Genomic DNA, 18,305 nt, shown 5'->3' on the forward strand with positions numbered 1-18,305 from the left:
GATGTGACATCACTTCTGCTCGATCAATTCGTCCCGACGGCGTCGACCCGACAACGACCGGGCGGGGCTCACGCAACGGCCGGACTGCGTCACGACATCCGAACGGGCAAGCCGAAGCGGGGGAAGATAACGATCGTATAACGACGATTCCCGATCGACCTTTCGTAACAGCGACTGGCCATACTGGAGCGTCGGCAGCTGACGTGCAGTTTTATTTGCCGAGCGGAAGGATTTTCCCGATGGTCCCGGTGTCGCGCGGGGCTCGACAGGCATGCGGCCCTGTAGCACCCTGTACTCCTCTGAGTACGCTTCGCTATCGCGGGCTGGGGGGCGGGGTCTGTGCAGGAGCGGCGTGGCAACCGAAAGACCTGGATGAATCTGGTCATCTGCGTCCTGGGCGTACCGCTGGTCATTCTGGCCGGCAGCACAGGCTGGCTCCGGCACCGTTTCGACGGGAATGGCGGCTGGAGCGGACGACACGGGGATCTGCTCGAAGCGGCCGGGCGGATCTTCTTTCTTTTCCTCGCCGCCTCGGTCGGCATATTGATCTTCTCGCGACTGCGCGATCGGTTGAGCCGTGAGACCGCCGATCCCGAGCCGCCTGCCGATCCCGATGTCGCATGGCTTCAGGACCTGCAGAAGTCGGCGGCCAGTCGGATCACCGAGGACGACCGTAAGGCGATCGCGATGTTCGTGGAGCTGATCGTCGATCCGGCCCGGCGCCGCTCCCGCCTGACCGAGACCATCGACCTCGACGAGCGGGCCGTGGTGCAGCACGTCTCGATCTCGTTCTCGCTGCCCCACACCGACAATGGCGGCAGGGTGCTCTACGTGCCGGTCGTGCAGCCGCGCAAGGGCGAGCTGGTGGACAACTTCCACCTCCGGAACGCCCGGGGGGATTCCCTGCCCACGATGTCCTACGAGGAGTCCGTTCGGCTGGCGTCGGCCGGCCTGCGGCTGCTGATCGAGATATCCGGCAGTGAGCAGGACGCTCCGGCGCACCGGACGCTGGGGGAGGCGGAGCGGGCCGCCGAGCTCGCCCTGCTGCAGATCGTGGCCACCCGCGGGCCGATGAACAGCCAGGTCGTCGACCGCAAGATGGACGTCATCCTCGAAAGGATCAAGTTTCGCGACGACGAGAGCCGGCGCCGGGTCCGCAAGTACGTCGCCGCGCTCAGTTCGTCGTACCCGATCATCGCCGTCGTCCCCGCGGCCGAGGCGACCAGCGGCCGCCTGCTGCTCAAGTACGAACGGACCTTCGTCCCGTCGTCGCTCACCCGGGGTTGGCGGGGCCTGCTCCGGCTCGGCCTCGGTCTCAAGCCCGACCAGGTCGCCGTCCCGGTGGAACTCGCGCTGACCGCCGAGAGTTACCACCTGCGGGTCAACGCCCCGTCCAACAAGTACGTCCTCAAACAGTTCCTCCAGTGCCGCCACTGCCGCACGCTGACGACCAGGAAGTGGCGCGGTATGCAGCCACGCGGCATGAAGGACGAGGACGACAAGCAGGGCCTGTGCGCGCACAAGGTCGGGCCCGCCGTCGAGGTCGACCACCATTTCCGGGTACGCCGCCGGCGCGGGCAGAACTTCGTGCACGTGTACATGCGGGGGTACGCCAAGGCGTCGCCGAAGATGCGGGATCTTCAGGTCTTCGCGCGATTCAAGGAGGTCCCGCCCGGCGGCCGGGGGCGGGCGGCGGTCACGGCGCTGGCGACGACGCTGCTGATCGCGGTCGCCGGAAACCTGATCAGCAGCCGGCAGGGAGCCCAGGTGGGCGGCTTGCCGGCCCTGATGCTGGCGCTGCCGGCCGTTGCCGCCGGCTGGTTCGGCATGGCGTCGGACAAGGACGCCCTGGTCGGCGGCTCGCTGCTCGCCCGCCTGTCCCTGATCATCAGCGGAGTCGTCTCGGTGATCGCCGTCATCTACTATCTGGGCTCCCCGCCGCCGGCGCCGTTGCCGCCGGGGAGTGTCGTGGACCACCTGACGTTCGTTGGAATTACCGACTGGCGGTGGATCGTGCTCTGCGCCATCTCCGCCCTCAACCTGATCTACGTCTCCTACCGGTTCACGCTCAAGCTCGTGCACTACAGCGACCTGCTGAAGCGGGAAGACCTCGGCGCGGGGGAGTTCGCATGGAGATAGTGGAGGGAATTGGAGGAGTGGTGACATCTTCGCCCGAGCCCGAGCCGCAGCAGGCGCAGTCCGAGCCGCAGTCGGCGCCGCCCGAGGAGCGGTACGTCGCGGACGACGCGCTCTGGGTCGTGCCGTCCAGCAGCTATGTCGACCCCGAGCCGCCGTTGAAGACGAGCCTCTTCGACGATCCGCAACGACTCGGCAACGCGTGGCGGCAGACCATGTCGACGCTGCAGGCCGAGGCTCGGGAGTCGAACGAGCGGAAGCGGGAGATCGAAGAGAAGGCACGCGCGCTGATCGACGAGGCCAACCGGCTGGTCGCGCCACCGGACGAGGATCAGCCGGACCGGCCGGCCGAGGCCGGCCAGCCGATCGCCGAGGCCAAGGGCCACGCACCCGGCGGCCTGATCAATCGTCTCGACCGTCTCGCCCAGGCGACCAGACGACTCGTCTCCGGCACGGCTGACGGCCCGGATCCAGCAGCGGGCGCTTACCAGGGCAGCACCCCGTAGCCGCCGCCGGCGTCCATCTGGTAGCCCCAGAGCAGGCCGCTCGGCCCGTCCGCCGGCAGCGTCGCCAGGTGCACGCTCACCTCGGCGCCCTGCTCCGGCGTCCGGAACCCGCTGTTGTGGTTGAGATCCGTCGCGCAGTAGCCGGGGTTGGCGGCGTTCACCTTGATCGGGGTGTCCCGCAGTTCCTTGGCGTACATCGCGGTGACCATGTTCAGCGCCGCCTTCGACGACGGGTACGGCACCGAGGTCAGCCCGAACAGGGCGCCCTCCGGATCGGTCATCACCGCGATCGAGCCGACCTCGCTGGAGACGTTCACGATCCGCGCCGCCGGCGCCCTGCCCAGCAGCGGCAGGAGGGCGTTGGTCAGCACGACCACCCCGAAGACGTTCGTCTCGTACACCTCGCGCAGCGTGCCGAGGGTGGTCTCGCTCGGCAGCGCCGAACCGTCGGCCCGGACGATGCCGGCGTTGTTGACCAGCACGTCCAGGTGGCCGTACTCCTGCTCGACCAGCTTGGCCGCGGCGGCAACCGACTGCTCGTCGGTCACGTCCAGCGGCACGAACCGGGCGTTCGCGCCGCCGTCGCGCAGCGCTCGCTCCGCCTCCCGGCCCCGCGCCGCGTCCCGCGCGCCGACCAGCACGATCATCCCCCGCGCGCCGAGCTGCCGGGCGGTGGCGAATCCGATTCCCTTGTTGGCCCCGGTGATCAGGGCGATCGTCGTCGTCATGGCCTCGAGCCTGCCGCCGAGCGCGGTCGGTCGGGAGAGGCCCGCCGAGGCTGGGACCGGCGGTACCACCCTCGCCGGCGCCGGCTGCGGCAAGCTGGAGGGCATGACCAGTAGTGGCCTGCGACGCGACGAGCTGGCGGCCTTCCTGCGCAGCCGCCGCGCCCGGTTGCGCCCCGCCGAGGTCGGCCTCCCCGACGGGGTACGCCGCCGCACGCCCGGCCTGCGCCGGCAGGAGGTTGCCCAGCTCGCCGGGATGTCGATCGACTACTACATCCGGCTCGAACAGGGCCGCGGCCCGCACCCGTCCCGGCAGGTGCTCGCCGCGCTGGCCCGGGCGCTGCTGCTCACCCGCGACGAGCGGGCGTACCTGTTCCGGATCGCCGGGGAGAGCCCGCCCCCGTCGGCCGGGCCGAGCCGGGAGGTGACCCCGGGGCTGCGGCACCTGCTCGACGCGATGACCGAGACCCCGGCGTACCTGGTCGACGCCGCCTACGACATCCTGGCCTGGAACCGGCTGGCCGCGTGGTTCGTCGGCGACCTGTCGGCGGTGCCGGCCGATGAGCGGAACATGATCCGCTGGATGTTCCGCCAACCGGTCCCCGAGGCGCACTGGAACGACCCGGAGACGTTGCGGTTCGTCCGCACCTCGATCGCCGACCTGCGGGCCGCGTACGGGCGCTGGCCGGAAGATCCGGCGATCGCCGCGCTGGTCACCGAGCTGCTCGGCGTCTCGCCCCGGTTCGCCGAGCTGTGGGCCGAGCACGACGTGGCCGAGCGCCGCCCGGTGGTGAAGCGGGTGGCGCACCCGGAGCTCGGGCCGCTGGAGTTCGAGTGCCGGGTGCTGCACGTGCCGGAGACCGACCAGCGGCTGATCGTCTACGTCCCCGAGCCCGGGTCAGCCACCCAGGCGGCGTTCCACCGTCTCGCCGAACGCGTCCGCAGCTGACCCGCGCTCAGGCCGCCTCCTCCAGGGGCACGCGTTACGCCGGCAGGTAGTCGAAGGTGTCCGGGTTGGGCCCCTGACGGCCGGCCTCGCCCTTGTCCAGCGAGTTGATCCGGTCCATCGCCGCGTCGTCCAGCTCGAAGTCGAAGATGTGGAAGTTCTCCTCCATCCGCCTCGGCGTGACCGACTTCGGAAAGACGATGTCGCCGCGCTGCACGTGCCAGCGCAGCACCACCTGAGCCGGGGTCCGGCCGACCTCCTGCGCGATGTCGACGATGGTCGGGTCGTCGAGCACCTTGCCCTGGGCGATCGGCGACCACGCCTCGGTGAGGATGCTGTGCGCCTTGTCGTACGCGCGCACCTCCTCGTTGCGGAAGTACGGGTGCACCTCGATCTGGTTCACCGCCGGCACCACCTCGGCCTCGGCGGCCAGCCGCCCCAGGTGCGGCACCTGGAAGTTCGACACGCCGATCGAGCGGGCCCGATCATCGCGCTGGAACTCCTCCAGCACCTTCCAGGTGGAGACGAAGTCGCCGTCGTACAGGGTGGGCAGCGGCCAGTGGATGAGGAACAGGTCGACGTAGTCGAACTTCAACGCCTGCAGCGTCGACTCGAACGCCGTGCGGGCGTCGTCCGGGCGGTGGAAGGCGTTGCTCAGCTTGCTGGTGACGAAGACCTCGCCGCGGTCCAGCCCGGAGGTGCGGATCGCCTGTCCCACCTCGGCCTCGTTGCCGTACATCTCGGCGGTGTCGATGTGCCGGTAGCCGATCTCCAGGGCCTTGCCGACCGCCTCGGCGGTCTCCTTCGGGTCGATCTGGAAGACGCCGAAGCCGAGCTGCGGGATGGTGTTGCCGTCGTTGAGCGGGATGTCGGGGATCGTGTTCGCGGCCATCGAAGCTTCTTCTCCCATCGTCGGCGGCGGCCGGAAGCGCTACCACGCGCTCCGCGGGCCGGCCAACTCGGGTTACCCCCTTCGGCCGTCTCCTCACGGCCCTGGGTGATCTGCGCCAAGCCGGCGCCGGGGCATGGCCGTGCTCAGCCGACCGGCGTCTGGCCGGCCTCGAAGAGCACCGGCCAGGGTCGGGTGGCCGGCGCGATCGCCGCCGGTCCGGGCGGCGGCTCGGCGGCGGCCAGCACCTCGGCCGCGAGCTGCCCGAACATCGGCGCGGCGGGATGCACCGAACGGTCCGGCCAGGCCGCCGAGGTTCGTTTCACCAGCGGCGCCCCGACGATCGGCCGCCAGGCGATCCGCGGTTCCCGGCGGGCCAGCGCCTCCGGCTCGATCGCGACCGCGCCGCCGGCCAGGACCAGCCCGAAGAGGAACTCCGGGTTGCGGGCGTGCCGGACCCGGCCGGGCGCGAAGCCGTACCGGCGGCACACCGCCAGGAGATGGTCGTGCCAGCCGGGCGCGGTGGCCCGGGGCGCGGCGATCAGATCCAGCTCGGCCAGCCCGGCCAGGTCGACCTCCCGGGCCCGGGCCAGCGGCGACGCCCGGGGCAGCAGCACCCCCAGCGGTACGTCGACCGCCGCGCCGAAGCGCAGCCCCGCCTCCTCCACCGGGTGGTGCAGCAGGCCCGCGTCGAGGCGGCCCTCGCCGAGCATGCGCACCTGCTCGGCGCTGGTCAGCTCCTGCAGGTCCACGTCCAGCCCGGGCGCCCGCGCGGCCAGCCGGTCCAGCAGCGCGCGCAGGGTCACCGCCGGCGTCTCCGGCGGCACCCCCGCCCGCAGTACGCCCAGCGCGCCCGCGCGCACCTGGCGGATCAGGTTGCGCAGCCGCTGTTCCCCGGCGAGCAGTTCGTCGGCCTCGCCGAGCAGCAGCTGACCGGCGGTGGTGAGCCGCACCTGCCGGCGCGACCGGTCGAAGAGCTCGACCTCCAGCTCCCGTTCCAGCCGCTGGATCGACTGGCTCAGCGGCGGCTGCGCCATCCCCAGCACCTCGGCCGCCCGCCCGAAATGCAGCTCCCGGGCGACCACCACAAAGTGCCGCAGATGCCGCAGCAGATCCACGCCCCGCACCCTACGCCCGCCGCCCCGCTTCCCGCGATCTTGCAGGTGCTGTCCGAGCATTACCGGCATACGACGCAAATCAGAGACCCGAAGTGCAAGATCGCGGGGGCGAGGGTGGGGCGAGGGCGGGGGCCGGGGTGGCAGGGTGGGGGTTGGGTCCGGCGGGTGGATAGCGTGCGGGGGTGGCAGCGGAGGAAGAGGTCACGGAGATTTTCAGCCGGGCCGGGGTGACGGCGAGTCTGCACGTGATGGCGGTGGACGAGCCCGGGCGGGAGGTGGCGGTTCGGGCGGACGAGCAGGTGGTGATCGCCTCCGTGTTCAAGATCCTGCTGGTGCTGGAGTTCGCCCGGCAGGTCGCCGCCGGGCAGCTCGACCCGGTCGAGCGGGTGCTGGTGCGGGCCGAGGACCGGCTCGGCGGCTGGGGCACCGCCGGGTGCAGCGACGACGCCGAGTTGTCGCTGCGGGACCTCGCATACTTCGCCATGTCGGTAAGCGACAACACCGCCGCCGACCTGCTGCTGCGCCGGGTCGGCGCGGACGTGCTTCCGATGCTCGCCGCCGAGCTGGAGCTGCCGCGTACCCGGATCGTCGGCGGCCCCCGGCAGCTTGTCGAGACGATGCTCGCCGACGTCGGCGCCCGCACCGAGGCGGAGTTCGCCCGGATCTTCCCGACGCTCTCCGCGGAGCGGGTCCGGGCGATGCGGGTCTTCGACCCCGCGCATACCACGTCGAGCACGGCGCGGGAGATGACCCGGCTGCTCGGCCTGATCTGGCGCGACGAGGCCGGGCCGCCGGCCGCCTGCGCCATGGTGCGGGAGCTGATGGGCCGGCAGCTCTTTTGGACCCGGCTGCCCTCCGGCTTTCCCCCCGGCGTACACGTCGCCGCGAAGACCGGCACCCTGCCCGGCCTGCACCTCGAGGCCGGCGTCGCCGAATACCCCGACGGCGGCCGGTACGCGATGGCGGTGTTCGCCCGAACCGAGCGGCTGAGCACCCGCCGGATCGAGGTGGACCTGGCCATGGGGGAGGCGGCCCGGGCCGCGGTGGAGGCGCTGCGCGCCGGCTGAATTCGCCGGCCGATCCGCGCCGCAACACCCCTGTTGACCTGCACCGATATGCGTCCGCATATCGCCGGTGCAGCTGGTCGATCTTGGACGTGAGCCCGGTCGCGATGGTGGGGTGGCCCGGACCGATCACCGAACCTGGACGGGGAGGACACACCATGCCCGAAATCCGTACGCCCGACCGCGGCCTCGACCGCCGCCGTTTCCTGCGCGACGCCGCCGTCGGCACCGCCGCCGTCTCCGCCGGCGGGCTCGGCGGCGCCGCGCTGGCCACGCCCGCGCAGGCCGCGACCGTCGCGCCCGTCGCCGCGACCAGCGCCGGTCGCCGGGGCGCGGTCAGCTTCCGCTGGTGGGGTACGTCCGGCTGGCGGATCGACATCGGCGACCGGACCGTCCTGGTCGACCCCTACCTGAGCCGCCTGGACACCGGCCTGTTCCGGGGCGCGTTCAACCCGGCCACCCCGCTCCAGGTGAACACCGCCGTGGTCGACTCCTACCTGGACCGGGCCGAGAACGTGCTGGTCACGCACACCCACTGGGACCACTTCCACGACGTGCCGCACATCGCCACGAAGACGGGTGCCCGGGTCTTCGGCACGCTGACCGCCTACCACCTCGGCCTCGCGTACGGGGTGCCGGCGGGGCAGCTCAGCCCGGTCAAGGGCGGCGAGGTGCTCGACTTCGGCGACTACACGGTCGAGGTGGTCTCCTCGCTGCACAGCCGCAACGGCGCGTACTCGGTGGCGTTACCGGGGGTGCGGGTGAGCCAGCCGCCGCGGCCGGCGACCATCGCGGACCTGCCCGAGGGCGACACCCTGGCGTACCAGATCCGGGTCGCCGACGGCCCGGCGGTGTTCTTCATGGGGGCGAGCGACTTCGTCGAGCGCAACCTGGCCGGCCTGGCCCCCGACGTGGCGATGGTGGCCTCGGCGGCGACGACCTCGACCGCCGACTACGTGCCCCGGCTGCTGGCGGCGCTCGACTATCCGAAGGTGGTGGTCCCGGTGCACTGGGACAACTTCGAGACCCCGCTGACCAATCCGCCGGTGGTCGCCCCGGCCGACCGCAAGCGGCTCGACGACCTGATCGCCGCGGTGCGGAGGGTCTCCCCGCGTACCCGGGTGATCGTGCCGGAGTACCACACGGCGTACCACTTCTGACCCGACGAGACAGGGGCCGGGATCGTCCGATCCCGGCCCCTCGTCGCTATGTGCTCACTTGGCGAGCGGCTGACCCTGCTTGTCCTTGAACGAGCCGACCAGGATCAGGATGAAGTCGATCAGCGTCCAGATGCCGAGGCCACCGAAGGTGATGAGGTGCAGGATGCCGGTGCCGACCTTGCCGACGTAGAAGCGGTGCACGCCCAGCACGCCGACGAAGAAGCAGAGCAGGAGGGCGACCAGCCACGACTTCTGAGTGGTGGCGGGAACAGTAGCGGTCACTGTGGTCCTTTCTCAGTTGAGGTTGGCCGCCGAGCGTACCGAGGCCGTGGACCACAGGACAATATCGATAATGCGAAGATCAGCCGGACGGTGGATGCATGCATCCGGTCAGCTAGCGGCCATGTCCCGCAGGGCCTGGACCGATTTCCAGTTCCGGGTGGTGGCCACCACGCCGAGCTTCTTCTCCAGATAGGTGTTGGTGAACTTGGTCCGGCCGTAGCCGCCGTCGGGGAAGTGCAGGTGAATCTCGCGACCGGCGACCGTGTACTCGATGTTCTCGCCGGCCGGCACGGTCAGCTCCGCGAGCCGGGCCTTCGCGGGGGCGGCCGACAGGAAGGCCACCAGCAGCCGGGTCGGGTCGTCCTGCTTGTCGGCGTACGGGCTGGCGTCCGCGACCGCCGCCAGCTCGGCGCCGCTGCGCACCAGCACCGGCACGGTCAGCCCCAGCTCGTCGGCGATCGCCTGCTCGATGCCCTTCGCCAGGGTCGCGGTGTCTCTCGTCGTGCTGGTGAAGACCACGTTGCCGCTCTGCAGGTAGGTCCTGACGTCCTCGTGCCCGAGGTCGGTGACGAGCCGGCGCAGGTCGGCCATCGCGATCCGGGTGGCGCCGACGTTGACCCCGCGGAGCAGGGCGACGTACCGGTTCGTGCCGTCAGCCATCGGGCCTCCTCGCGTCGATGTCCGCCGCCGTCCAGCCTAGGCAGTCGGCCGGCCGGGCGTGTCGCGCCCTGCCGTGCATATGCCCCTCGAGCGATATGCCGGAGTGTCATAAGCATGCCGGAGAGTCATATCGCTCGCAGCGATGTTGCTCGCTTCCCGGCTGCGGCCGCCCTCGGCGGTCGTTGGTGCAGCGGCGCAGGCCGGCCGGAAGCGTGGTCGGCGTGACGCCGGGGGCCGGGTCTCAGCGCTGGCGGATGGCGGCGGAGTTGAGCCGGAAGCCGATGGTGCGGTCGACGATCCGGTCCACCAGCTCCGTCTTTCGCAGTCCGGTCACGCCGCGCAGCCCGGTATGCGCCGCCAGCTCCCGCAGGTCCCGGGTCGTCCAGGACGACAGGTACGCCGTACCGTCGTCGCGCCGTGCCATGGCCGCGAGCGCGGCCTCGGCCCGCGCCAGGTCCACGGTGGACGCCGCGGCTGGCGACGCCGAGGGGACGGCGGCCGGCGCGGGGGAGACGGCGACGCGTCCGGGCGACGGGAGGTCCTCGTTCGGGAGCAGCGCGAGGCGGGCCCGCCCCTCGGCCAGCGCCGCCACCTCGGCCTCGGAGAGACCGGACAGGAACTCGGCCACCCGGGCGAGCGCAGCCGGCGTCGGGCCGGTCATGCCGCCGCCCCGGCCGGCTGGAGGTGGGCGAGGAACTCGGTGGTGATCTGGCGCAGCTCTTCGCGGACCGGCGCAGCGACCCGGTCCCGCAACACCACCGGCACCCCGCGCGGGGTGTTGGTGGCGAAGAGCGTGACGCTCTCCCGCAACGCGGTGGAAAAGACCGGTACGCCGAGCGCCCGGACCTGGTCCATGTATCCCTGGTGGGCGGCGATCGGCCGCTGCGCCAGGAGCTGGATCATCGTGAAGACCACGCCGGCGATGCCGGGTGCCACCTTGTGGTGCCGCCGGATGGTGGCGAACCGGCGGGCGTCCGCGTTGTACCGGTCGACCAGCTCGCGGACGTTGCCGTGCAGGTAGTCGATGCCGAGCGTGGAGAGGTAGTCGGCCTTCGCCGGGATGAGCAGGTGGTCGCTGGCGATGATCGCCGACTGGGTGACCACGTTGAAGTTCGGCGGGCAGTCGATCAGGACCATGTCGTACGGGTACAGCGCGTGGTCGTGCAGCGCCTGCGCCAACGCGCCCCGTACCCGGAACAGCGCGGCGTCGTACTCCTCGCCGCTGGCCACGCCGCGGGCCAGGGCGAGGTCGATGTCGCTCAGACCCAGGTGGGAGGCGATCAGGTCGAGCCGGCCGGTGCCGGAGAGGTGCGCGTTGGCCGGCCCTGGGGAGATCACCAGCTCGCCGAGGGTGACCGGCCCGTCGTCCCCGCGCAGGCTGTCGTACCAGCGCTTCACGGTCCTGGCGTCGCGCAGCCGCTCCCGCCAGGCGTCCGGATCGTAGAAGCTGAACGTCAGGCTGGTCTGTGGATCGAGGTCGATCAGCAGCACCTTCATGCCCCGGTTGGCCAGCTCGGCCCCGAGGTTGGCGGTCACCGTGGTCTTGCCCACCCCGCCCTTGTAGTTGATCACCGACACCACGTACACCGACGGCACCTCCCAGACCGGGAACGGTAGCGGTCCTTGCCGTCGCGTAACAGTCCGGAGCCGTTCAGGACGCCGGCGGAGGAGACAAGGCCATTTGGATCGGCATATACTCAAGTTTGGTTGTATCAGATTTGGTGGTATCAGAGGTGGATGGGTGGACGGGTTCGTCGGACGTACCAGGGAACTAGCGCTGCTCGACGGGATGTTGAGCAGAGCCACCCGGGGCGGTCGCGGTGGGCGCCCCGGGCGAGCGCTGTTGATGCGCGGACGGCGCCGGGTCGGCAAGTCGCGCTTGGTGGAGGAGTTCGTCGAGCGGGCCGACGTACCGCACCTGTTCTTCACCGCGTCGGCGCAGCCCACCGTGGCCGCCGACCTCGACCTCTTCGTCTCGGCGGCGGTCAGCTCGACACTGCCCGGTGCCGACCTGTTCGCGGCACAGGCGCCCCGGACGTGGGACGCGGCGCTCACCCTGCTCGCTGCCGCGCTGCCGACCGACCGGCCCAGCGTGGTCGTACTCGACGAGATGCCTTACCTCATCGCCACCGACCCCGGCTTCGAGGGGACGCTGCAGAAGGTGTTCGACCGGGAGCTTTCCCGCCGTCCGGTTCTCCTGGTGTGCATCGGTTCGGACCTCGCGATGATGGAGGCGTTGAACGACTATGGCCGGCCGTTCCATCAGCGGGCCACCGAGATGGTCGTACCGCCGTTGAGTCCCGCCGACGTCGGCGAGATGCTGGACCTGCCCGCGGCCGAGGCGTTCGACGCCTATCTCGTCTCCGGCGGGCTGCCGCTCATCCTCGACGAATGGCCGGTCGGCTCGTCGCTGGCGGACTACCTCGCCGAAGCCGTTACCGACCCCACGTCCGCACTGCTCGTCAGCGGCGAGCGGGCGCTAGCCGCCGAGTTCCCGGCACAGTCCCAGGCGGGCCTGGTGCTGCGCGCTATCGGTTCCGGTGAGCGCACCTTCTCGTCCATTGCCCGTGCCGCTGGTGGGATCCCCCAGGCCTCGCTGACCCGGGCCCTTCGCCTGTTGAGCGAGAAGCGAATCGTCGAGGTGACCCTTCCGCTCTCCACCCAGCCGTCTCGGGAGACGAGGTACCTCGTCGCCGATCCGTACCTGCGGTTCTGGCTCTCGTTTCTCGGCCCCTGGCTACCGGAGATCGAGCGGGGCCGAGGCGACCTGACGCTGGCCCGGATCACGGTGTCTTGGACGTCCTGGCGCGGACGGGCCATCGAGCCGGTGGTGCGGGAGTCGTTGCGGCGATTGCCGGCCGGTCACCTCCCCGCCGACACGGCGACGGTCGGTGGGTACTGGACCCGGACCAACGATCCGGAGATCGACCTGGTCGGTGCCGACCGAGCGCCTGTGGCACGGCGCATCACCTTCGTCGGCTCGGTCAAGTGGCTGGAGAACGGGCCCTTCGACACGCACGACCTTGGCCGGCTGCTGCTGCACCGCTCCCGACTGCCCGGTGCCGACGAGGGGACGGAACTGATCGCCGTCTCGCGCAGCGGTCGGGCGGTAGACGGTGTCAGAGTGCTGACCCCGGAGGACCTGCTCACCGCCTGGCGGGATTGAACTCGCGGCGGACGGGGGCCGTACCACTGGCCGAGGATGTGGTGCGGCGGGTCAGCCGCACCGCTGCCGAGCTGCGGGAGGCCTGCCGTGCGAGTTGGTGAGCAGTCGACGGATCCCATCGATCAGATCCTGGGCGAGGTGCCGGTGCCGGTGCCGCTGACCCCCGAGGATGTCCGGCTCGCGGTCCGTGCGGTGGTGGTGCACGCCGCCGAGGAGTGGCCCGCCGGACCGAAGTGCCGCAACGACGGCGCGACGTACCCCTGCCGGCTGCACCGCTGGGGCCGGCGGGTGCTGCAGACCCACGGCCTCAACGAACGGCAGATCGACGCGCTGGTGCGCCACGGCAATCCGTTCGTGCACGTGCCCTTCCCCTTCGTCCTGACCGGTCCAGCGTCCGCGCGTCCCCAGGCTCCGGTCACCCAGTCCCCGCGCGGCCAGGCCGGCCGGGTCGCCGCACCCGGGGTGCGGCCCGCGATCCGGCCCGGCGGTACCGGTCGGCCGGTGGCGCCCCCCGCCACCAGGCCGCGCTGGCCCCGGGCGAGCTGATCGGGGGTACGGCGACAGCCCGGATCCGGGGCGGCATGACGGCGGCCCGGCCGCAGGGTCCCCTGTGCCGGGCCGCCGTCGATGTCCGGCCGTTCGCCTACTCCTCAGCTGACCCCGCAGTTCGGCGCGGACCAACTGGTCGTGTTCGACGTGCGGTCGCTGCTGTTCTCCCGGCGGGAGTCGACGTGCACGTGGTTCGAGTGACCGGGGTAGCCGGGGCCGTAGATGCCGCTGAGCCCGTGGCTGCGGGCCGAGCGGGCGACCTGGCACAGCGAGGCGCCGCGGGGGACCACGTCGGCGGCGGTGCCGTAGAGATGCTGGCTGTCGGACGACCCCCCGGCCTGCCGATTGCAGGACGTGCTGCGGAAGCCGCTGGTCACCCGGAGGGGCTTGTCGCCGATACCGTGGCGCAGCGCCTCCAGCTTCCACATCGTGCGCATGGCGTTGGCCTTCGTCCGCTCGGCCGACAGCGGGCCCCCGCTCCACCCGCCCCGGCCGCAGCCTCCGTCCAGCTCGCGGTAGCTGAAGTGCGCCGGCGTGCAGTCGTTGTCCTGCAACTGATAGATCTTGTTCAACGTCTGCGGCCCGGCGACGCCGTCGGCGGGCAGCCCGTACGCGGACTGGAAGCGCTTGACTGCGGCGGCTGTCTCCGGTCCGTAGACGCCGTTGATCCGGACAATGCCCCGGTAGCCGGCCCAGCCGGCCACCCGGATCTGCAGTTGGCGGACGTCGTCGCCGGAACGCCCCTGGTAGAGGTCGCGCTTCCAGGTGTAGCAGCCGTCCGCATGGGCCGCTGGCGCGGCGACCACCGTGGCGATCGCGGCCCCGGGCACCGCCAGGGCGAACGCGACGACCGCCCGCTTCAAGGTGTTTACGCGCACAGAAGTCCTCCCGGTAAGAGAGCGATTGGGGTGGCCAACAGGGCATCGACCGGGACGTCCTGTCCTCCCCACCCTGACACCGGCTCGGGCGATTGGTGGGCAATAACGAGAATTGTCCTCACATACTCGTGTTCCTGGAGGTCGTCTCTGATTTGCGGGTATTGCGAAACACCCAATCGGGGCCGAGGCGGGTGTCGACGAACCAGAAATGCGCAGAGGTGACGGAGGTGGATGTTCTCGGCCACCGAGGGTGATGCCTACTCGTGACCCGGGACCGGTAACGTCTGCGCCGGGCTCCGCGGACGGGGGAGGTGGGCGTGGCGCGCGGCGGCATCTTCTGCATAGAGGGGCAATGGCACCGGGACCTCAACGAGCGGGGGTCCGTCCTGCCCACGCTCGAACTGCTCGAACGGCTCGGCCGGATCCGATTCATCCACAAGGACGCCGCCACCCGCGACGAACTCTTCTACTTCCTCGACCGCTGGCTGCTCAGGCAGTACGCCGATCACCGGGTCGGCTTCTTCGCCATGCACGGCGAACCGAGTCGGCTCTGCCTCACCGACTGGGACTCCGTCGAGCTCTCCGACGTCGCCGAGCGGATGGCCGGCCGCTGCGAGGGGCGGCGGCTCTACTTCGGCAGCTGTTCGGTGCTGCGCGCCTCCGACGCGGTCCTGCGGGACTTCCTCCACGTGACCGGGGCGGCGCTGATCTGCGGTTTCACCCGAGAGGTGGACTGGGTCGAGTCGGCCGCGTTCGAGACCGTGCTGCTCGACGTGCTCGCCAACGGGCAGCGGCACAACGCCGCCGAGCTGCGGATGGGGTCGGCGCACTGGGCGCCGCTGGCGTCGTACCTCGGCTTCCGGGTGATCTACGCCAACGGCCGGGCCTGGCGGCCGGCGGTTCGCCCCCGGGTGCCGGCGCAGTCGGCCCCGGGCCGGGCGGTGGGGCGTTACCGCTGACCCCGGTTCCCGTCGCCGGGGGCCAGGACAACGCTACGCCCGCTCCGAGTCCTCCCGTTCCTTGCGGGACCACACCATCCGGTCCACGACCTGGTACACCTGAGCGTTGGACCAGGCAACCTCCAACTCTCTGCTCTCCCCCGTCACCCCGACGCTGACATCCATCTGCTGACCGTTGACCAGAAAGAGGGTGAAGCGGGAATCGCCGAACCGACGGACATAGCGACCGGTCGCCTCGTCGAAGAGGGCAATGCCACCCTCGGAGTCCCTCGGGTCGACGATCGCTCTTGTGGAAATGCTGACCACGTCGCGGTAGTGGAATGTGTAGGTCGACTCGGTGAGGAGGGCACGGGTCGCCAACGCAAGATCGCACATGAACACGGCAACGCGGTGGGCGGACAGGTACACGACCAGTATGTGGTAGTGGTCAGAACGAAGCTTCCCGTCGGGGCCCACGCGGCTTTTCCCGATTGTCCTTTTCTGCCTTACCAGCCGCACACTGGTCGATCCGCCGGCCCGCGAGAGGAACTGTTGGAGGGTCTCCTCGCGTTTGAGGCGGGAGACGCCCACGGCGGCTTGCGGCTCCACGAGCAAATCCCCGGATTTGGCGATCAGCGCCGGGTTCAGGCGTAGCCGTCGGGCGCCGCGCGCCACTATCCACCTGACGTCCTCCTCGAGCCACTGATCCATCTGTTCTTTCGAGGGACCACCTTCGGCCGCCGCCTTGGCTTCCTCGTAGCGGCGCCGGGCGACCTGGTCCTGTTGGCTGTCTCGCCAGATGCCAATCCCAATCAGGGCGACCAGCAGCCCGGCGGCCGGCGCGAGCACAAGCATGGCGAGGCCGACATACCAGCGTGTCTCCACCAGCAGCCCGGCACACGGCAGGGCGATCAGTACTACTCCGGCGAAGACGGTGGTTCCCGCGGCGAGGCTGCGCTCGGGCGGTGGGGCCGGCGGTACAGCGATGAAGTACTTGGGGACGCCGACCCGCCGCTCCGGGGAAGCCGGGGGAGTCGGTAGGTCGGAGGCGACGTTCGGCAGGTCAATTCCCAGCGGCTGACAGTAGGTCCGCAGCTTCTGCCACGTCTCGCCAGGCACGGGCGCCACATGTCGCTGGATCAGGAGGAGGTCGGAGCGCCGAAGCCTGGTCGGGTCAGTTTTCGCCGCGACGGCGGCGAGGTCCGGGGGGACGCTGATGCCAGCCGAGTCGTAGTAGTCGTCACCGACGAGCGCCGCGAGGACGGCGGCAAGGTCGGACGAGGCGGCAACGAGGTGGTGGCCGATCTCCGTCGCCTGCTGATGGGTGCGATAGGACGGCGGGCAGCCGGCGAGGGTGGCGATCACGAGGAGGACGTGTGCCTCTGCTCTGGCCATGCAGTCCTCGCTCGAGTCCCGTGCCAGGAACTCCTCGAAGCAGGGTGCCGCGCGCCGATAGGCCCGTTCCTGCAGGAGCTTCCGCCCGTCCGACAACCAGGCCCGGCTTTCGCCGTAGTTGAAGATCTGGTCTGCGTTCTGGATGTTTCCGCTTTGCGGCCCGGTGTAGTTGGCCATCGGATTCGCCGGGTCAGTTCCCGCCACCGACTTGAACGAGAGCCACAATATTCGTGATCGCATCCAACAACGGTGCGGCCGCTGCTGCCGTGCCGAGGATGAGGCGAGCGCGTTCGAGGGCGGGAGTGGCGGCCTGGCTTCCCCTTGCCGTCAGTGCCCGGCTGGCATTGGCCAACTCGTCGGAGGCTGCCCGGGCGGTCTCCTCATCGAGCGCTCCTGCCGATACGCACTGTTGGAGTCGGGTCTGGAGGTCGCTGAGGGCGAGCAATGCCTCCCGATTTGATGTGAGGAGGGTGGCTGAGATCCCGCCGTGGTTGATAATGAGATCGCTGTTCTGGATGATCCCCGACTGTGGCCCCTTGACCTCCATGGCGCGCCCCCGGTCCTTGACAGTTGCTGCGGGCAATAAACATAGACGAATATGGGGATGTGAACTGACGTCATGTTGACCGATCGTTAAGCCGAATTCTCTTGACAGCCCGCTCGTTAACCCAATCGACAGGCGCACCTGGTAGAACCGAGGGATGGCACGCACCATCGCGAGCAACACCCGGGTGGACCGGGACGCCCTGATCGAGTTCCTCCGCCCTCGGCACAAGGTCCTGCTGATGACCACCCGCTCCGACGGTCGGCCGCAGTCGTCGCCGGTCACCGGCGGGGTGGATGCCGAGGGCCGGCTGGTGATCTCCAGCTACCCCGAGCGGGCCAAGGTCGCCAACATCCGGCGCGACCCCCGGGTCTCCGCCTGCGTGCTCTCCGACGAGTGGAACGGGCCCTGGGTGCAGGTGGACGGCACCGCCGAGGTGCTCGACCTGCCCGAGGCGCTGGAACCGCTGGTGGAGTACTTCCGCAGCATCTCGGGCGAGCACCCGGACTGGGACGAGTACCGGGAGGCGATGGTCAAGCAGGGCAAGTCCCTGATCAGGGTCACCATCGACAGCTGGGGGCCGATCGCCACCGGGGGTTTCCCGGCCCGGCTGGCCGACTGAGCCCCGGTCAGTACGCCGCGGTGAACCGGGCGTTCGGGAAGCGCGGATTCTCGATCTCGTCCACGATCGCCACCGCCAGGTCCTCGTAGGTCAGCACCGAGCGGCCCTGCTCGTCCGTCACCGGGTGGTCGGTGCCGGTCCGGTAATGCCCGGTGCGCTCGCCCGGGTGGAACTCCAACGGCGGCGGGGAGACGTACGTCCAGGTCACCCCGTCGCCCGAGGAGCGGTAGACGGCCAGGGCTTCGGCCTGGCCCAGTGCCGCGTCCCGGTACTCCTCGGGGAAGTCCGGCTCGTCCAGGTACGGGGTGCCCTTCGGCGTCAGCAGCGTCGCCCCGCCGCCCACGTGGATCACCCGGGGCGGGTCGGGCAGCTCGCGGAGCGTGTCGACCAGCGTCTGGGCCGCGTCCGGCCACAGCTCCCGCTCGCCGCCGCCGAGCGCCACCACCATCACGTCGGCGTCCGCGGCCAGCTCCCGTACGCTCCGCGCCGACGTCGCGTCGCCGGTGACCGTACGCACCGAGCCCGACAGGTAGCTCGTCGCCTCCGGGCGGCGTACCGCCGCGGTGACCCGGTGCCCCCGGTTCACCGCCTCGTCGGTGATCCGCGATCCCGCGGTGCCACCGGCGCCGAACACGACGATGTTGCTCATGGCCTGATCACCTCCCGGCGGGACGTGTTCCGACTCCCAGGCTATGGAGCGGGCCGCCCGCCCGGTGGCGTAACGGCG

20 protein-coding genes are annotated in these 18,305 nt (G+C 70.6%); 9 read left to right on the forward strand and 11 right to left on the reverse strand.

The window, feature by feature from the left end; genetic code table 11:
- Window positions 1-339 precede the first annotated feature (339 nt).
- Together GA0070624_RS09980 and GA0070624_RS09985 are read left to right on the forward strand one after the other, a co-directional pair.
- The gene (locus tag GA0070624_RS09980; RefSeq protein WP_141714979.1) at window positions 340-2,139 is read left to right on the forward strand and encodes a hypothetical protein; all 1,800 of its coding nucleotides are present in this window, start codon (window positions 340-342) and stop codon (window positions 2,137-2,139) included.
- A 20-nt stretch (window positions 2,140-2,159) separates the two neighbouring features.
- Complete coding sequence (locus GA0070624_RS09985) at window positions 2,160-2,642, forward strand: hypothetical protein (protein ID WP_141714980.1); 483 nt, start codon at window positions 2,160-2,162, stop codon at window positions 2,640-2,642.
- On the opposite strand, the gene GA0070624_RS09990 is transcribed toward GA0070624_RS09985, so the two are convergent.
- On the reverse strand, window positions 2,621-3,370 hold the full coding sequence (locus GA0070624_RS09990; RefSeq protein ID WP_091339333.1) for an SDR family oxidoreductase: 750 nt from the start codon (window positions 3,368-3,370) through the stop codon (window positions 2,621-2,623). The genes GA0070624_RS09985 and GA0070624_RS09990 overlap by 22 nt on opposite strands.
- Here GA0070624_RS09990 and GA0070624_RS09995 point away from each other — a divergent pair.
- Window positions 3,369-4,316 (forward strand): helix-turn-helix transcriptional regulator, encoded by a 948-nt coding sequence (locus tag GA0070624_RS09995; protein ID WP_245718733.1) that lies wholly within the window; start codon window positions 3,369-3,371, stop codon window positions 4,314-4,316. The genes GA0070624_RS09990 and GA0070624_RS09995 overlap by 2 nt on opposite strands.
- A 34-nt stretch (window positions 4,317-4,350) precedes the next feature.
- Here the strand turns inward: GA0070624_RS09995 and GA0070624_RS10000 are convergent, their stop codons facing one another.
- Together GA0070624_RS10000 and GA0070624_RS10005 are read right to left on the reverse strand one after the other, a co-directional pair.
- The gene (locus GA0070624_RS10000) at window positions 4,351-5,205 is read right to left on the reverse strand and encodes an aldo/keto reductase (protein WP_091339338.1); all 855 of its coding nucleotides are present in this window, start codon (window positions 5,203-5,205) and stop codon (window positions 4,351-4,353) included.
- Window positions 5,206-5,348: 143 nt separating this feature from the next.
- Entirely contained in the window at window positions 5,349-6,320 is a 972-nt protein-coding gene (locus GA0070624_RS10005; protein ID WP_091339342.1) for a LysR family transcriptional regulator, read from the reverse strand.
- Between the two features lie 182 nt (window positions 6,321-6,502).
- Here GA0070624_RS10005 and GA0070624_RS10010 point away from each other — a divergent pair, with 182 nt between their 5' ends.
- Window positions 6,503-7,387: a serine hydrolase gene (locus tag GA0070624_RS10010; protein WP_091339345.1), complete on the forward strand. Its 885-nt coding sequence runs from the start codon at window positions 6,503-6,505 to the stop codon at window positions 7,385-7,387.
- Between the two features lie 155 nt (window positions 7,388-7,542).
- The gene (locus GA0070624_RS10015; RefSeq protein ID WP_091339349.1) at window positions 7,543-8,544 is read left to right on the forward strand and encodes an MBL fold metallo-hydrolase; all 1,002 of its coding nucleotides are present in this window, start codon (window positions 7,543-7,545) and stop codon (window positions 8,542-8,544) included.
- 54 nt (window positions 8,545-8,598) lie between these two features.
- Here GA0070624_RS10015 and GA0070624_RS10020 read toward each other — a convergent pair whose 3' ends face one another.
- The 4 genes from GA0070624_RS10020 to GA0070624_RS10035 form a co-directional block, all read right to left on the reverse strand.
- Window positions 8,599-8,826: a TM2 domain-containing protein gene (locus GA0070624_RS10020; protein WP_091339352.1), complete on the reverse strand. Its 228-nt coding sequence runs from the start codon at window positions 8,824-8,826 to the stop codon at window positions 8,599-8,601.
- A gap of 108 nt (window positions 8,827-8,934) precedes the next feature.
- Window positions 8,935-9,486: a DUF1697 domain-containing protein gene (locus GA0070624_RS10025; protein WP_091339355.1), complete on the reverse strand. Its 552-nt coding sequence runs from the start codon at window positions 9,484-9,486 to the stop codon at window positions 8,935-8,937.
- 241 nt (window positions 9,487-9,727) lie between these two features.
- Window positions 9,728-10,147, reverse strand: a complete 420-nt coding sequence (locus tag GA0070624_RS10030) for an SAP domain-containing protein (protein WP_141714981.1) — start codon at window positions 10,145-10,147, stop codon at window positions 9,728-9,730.
- The gene (locus GA0070624_RS10035) at window positions 10,144-11,073 is read right to left on the reverse strand and encodes a ParA family protein (RefSeq protein WP_176731648.1); all 930 of its coding nucleotides are present in this window, start codon (window positions 11,071-11,073) and stop codon (window positions 10,144-10,146) included. Before GA0070624_RS10035 ends, GA0070624_RS10030 begins: the two co-directional genes overlap by 4 nt.
- A 154-nt stretch (window positions 11,074-11,227) precedes the next feature.
- Here GA0070624_RS10035 and GA0070624_RS10040 point away from each other — a divergent pair, with 154 nt between their 5' ends.
- Window positions 11,228-12,652, forward strand: coding sequence for an ATP-binding protein (locus tag GA0070624_RS10040; protein WP_176731649.1), 1,425 nt, complete (start codon window positions 11,228-11,230; stop codon window positions 12,650-12,652).
- Between the two features lie 87 nt (window positions 12,653-12,739).
- Window positions 12,740-13,198 carry a hypothetical protein gene (locus tag GA0070624_RS10045; RefSeq protein WP_091339368.1) on the forward strand — a complete coding sequence of 153 codons (459 nt, stop codon included), beginning with the start codon at window positions 12,740-12,742 and terminating at the stop codon, window positions 13,196-13,198.
- A 104-nt stretch (window positions 13,199-13,302) separates the two neighbouring features.
- Here GA0070624_RS10045 and GA0070624_RS10050 read toward each other — a convergent pair whose 3' ends face one another.
- The gene (locus GA0070624_RS10050; RefSeq protein WP_091339372.1) at window positions 13,303-14,079 is read right to left on the reverse strand and encodes a D-Ala-D-Ala carboxypeptidase family metallohydrolase; all 777 of its coding nucleotides are present in this window, start codon (window positions 14,077-14,079) and stop codon (window positions 13,303-13,305) included.
- A 317-nt stretch (window positions 14,080-14,396) separates the two neighbouring features.
- On the opposite strand from GA0070624_RS10050, the gene GA0070624_RS10055 reads away from it, so the two are divergent.
- Window positions 14,397-15,038, forward strand: coding sequence for a DUF6642 family protein (locus GA0070624_RS10055; protein WP_091348536.1), 642 nt, complete (start codon window positions 14,397-14,399; stop codon window positions 15,036-15,038).
- Window positions 15,039-15,071: 33 nt separating this feature from the next.
- Here GA0070624_RS10055 and GA0070624_RS10060 read toward each other — a convergent pair whose 3' ends face one another.
- A complete protein-coding gene (locus GA0070624_RS10060) occupies window positions 15,072-16,589 on the reverse strand; it encodes a hypothetical protein (RefSeq protein WP_091339375.1) in 1,518 nt (505 codons plus the stop codon).
- A 13-nt stretch (window positions 16,590-16,602) separates the two neighbouring features.
- Window positions 16,603-17,127 carry a hypothetical protein gene (locus GA0070624_RS10065; RefSeq protein ID WP_141714982.1) on the reverse strand — a complete coding sequence of 175 codons (525 nt, stop codon included), beginning with the start codon at window positions 17,125-17,127 and terminating at the stop codon, window positions 16,603-16,605.
- Here GA0070624_RS10065 and GA0070624_RS10070 point away from each other — a divergent pair.
- Complete coding sequence (locus GA0070624_RS10070; protein WP_091339381.1) at window positions 17,114-17,578, forward strand: PPOX class F420-dependent oxidoreductase; 465 nt, start codon at window positions 17,114-17,116, stop codon at window positions 17,576-17,578. The two genes, GA0070624_RS10065 and GA0070624_RS10070, sit on opposite strands and share 14 nt — an antisense overlap.
- Before the next feature lie 7 nt (window positions 17,579-17,585).
- Here GA0070624_RS10070 and GA0070624_RS10075 read toward each other — a convergent pair whose 3' ends face one another.
- Entirely contained in the window at window positions 17,586-18,227 is a 642-nt protein-coding gene (locus GA0070624_RS10075) for an NAD(P)-dependent oxidoreductase (protein ID WP_091339384.1), read from the reverse strand.
- Between the last annotated feature and the right edge of the window lie 78 nt (window positions 18,228-18,305).

The organism is Micromonospora rhizosphaerae (assembly GCF_900091465.1).
Lineage (GTDB): Bacteria > Actinomycetota > Actinomycetes > Mycobacteriales > Micromonosporaceae > Micromonospora > Micromonospora rhizosphaerae.

Bases quoted from the DNA above. Each gene is read 5' to 3' on its own strand.
- GA0070624_RS09995 (WP_245718733.1), top strand. From the start codon at position 3,369: ATGGCCTCGAGCCTGCCGCCGAGCGCGGTCGGTCGGGAGAGGCCCGCC.
- GA0070624_RS09990 (WP_091339333.1), bottom strand. From the start codon at position 3,370: ATGACGACGACGATCGCCCTGATCACCGGGGCCAACAAGGGAATCGGA.
- GA0070624_RS10000 (WP_091339338.1), bottom strand. From the start codon at position 5,205: ATGGCCGCGAACACGATCCCCGACATCCCGCTCAACGACGGCAACACC.
- GA0070624_RS10015 (WP_091339349.1), top strand. From the start codon at position 7,543: ATGCCCGAAATCCGTACGCCCGACCGCGGCCTCGACCGCCGCCGTTTC.
- GA0070624_RS10025 (WP_091339355.1), bottom strand. From the start codon at position 9,486: ATGGCTGACGGCACGAACCGGTACGTCGCCCTGCTCCGCGGGGTCAAC.
- GA0070624_RS10030 (WP_141714981.1), bottom strand. From the start codon at position 10,147: ATGACCGGCCCGACGCCGGCTGCGCTCGCCCGGGTGGCCGAGTTCCTG.
- GA0070624_RS10060 (WP_091339375.1), bottom strand. From the start codon at position 16,589: ATGGCCAACTACACCGGGCCGCAAAGCGGAAACATCCAGAACGCAGAC.
- GA0070624_RS10070 (WP_091339381.1), top strand. From the start codon at position 17,114: ATGGCACGCACCATCGCGAGCAACACCCGGGTGGACCGGGACGCCCTG.
- GA0070624_RS10065 (WP_141714982.1), bottom strand. From the start codon at position 17,127: ATGGTGCGTGCCATCCCTCGGTTCTACCAGGTGCGCCTGTCGATTGGG.
- GA0070624_RS10075 (WP_091339384.1), bottom strand. From the start codon at position 18,227: ATGAGCAACATCGTCGTGTTCGGCGCCGGTGGCACCGCGGGATCGCGG.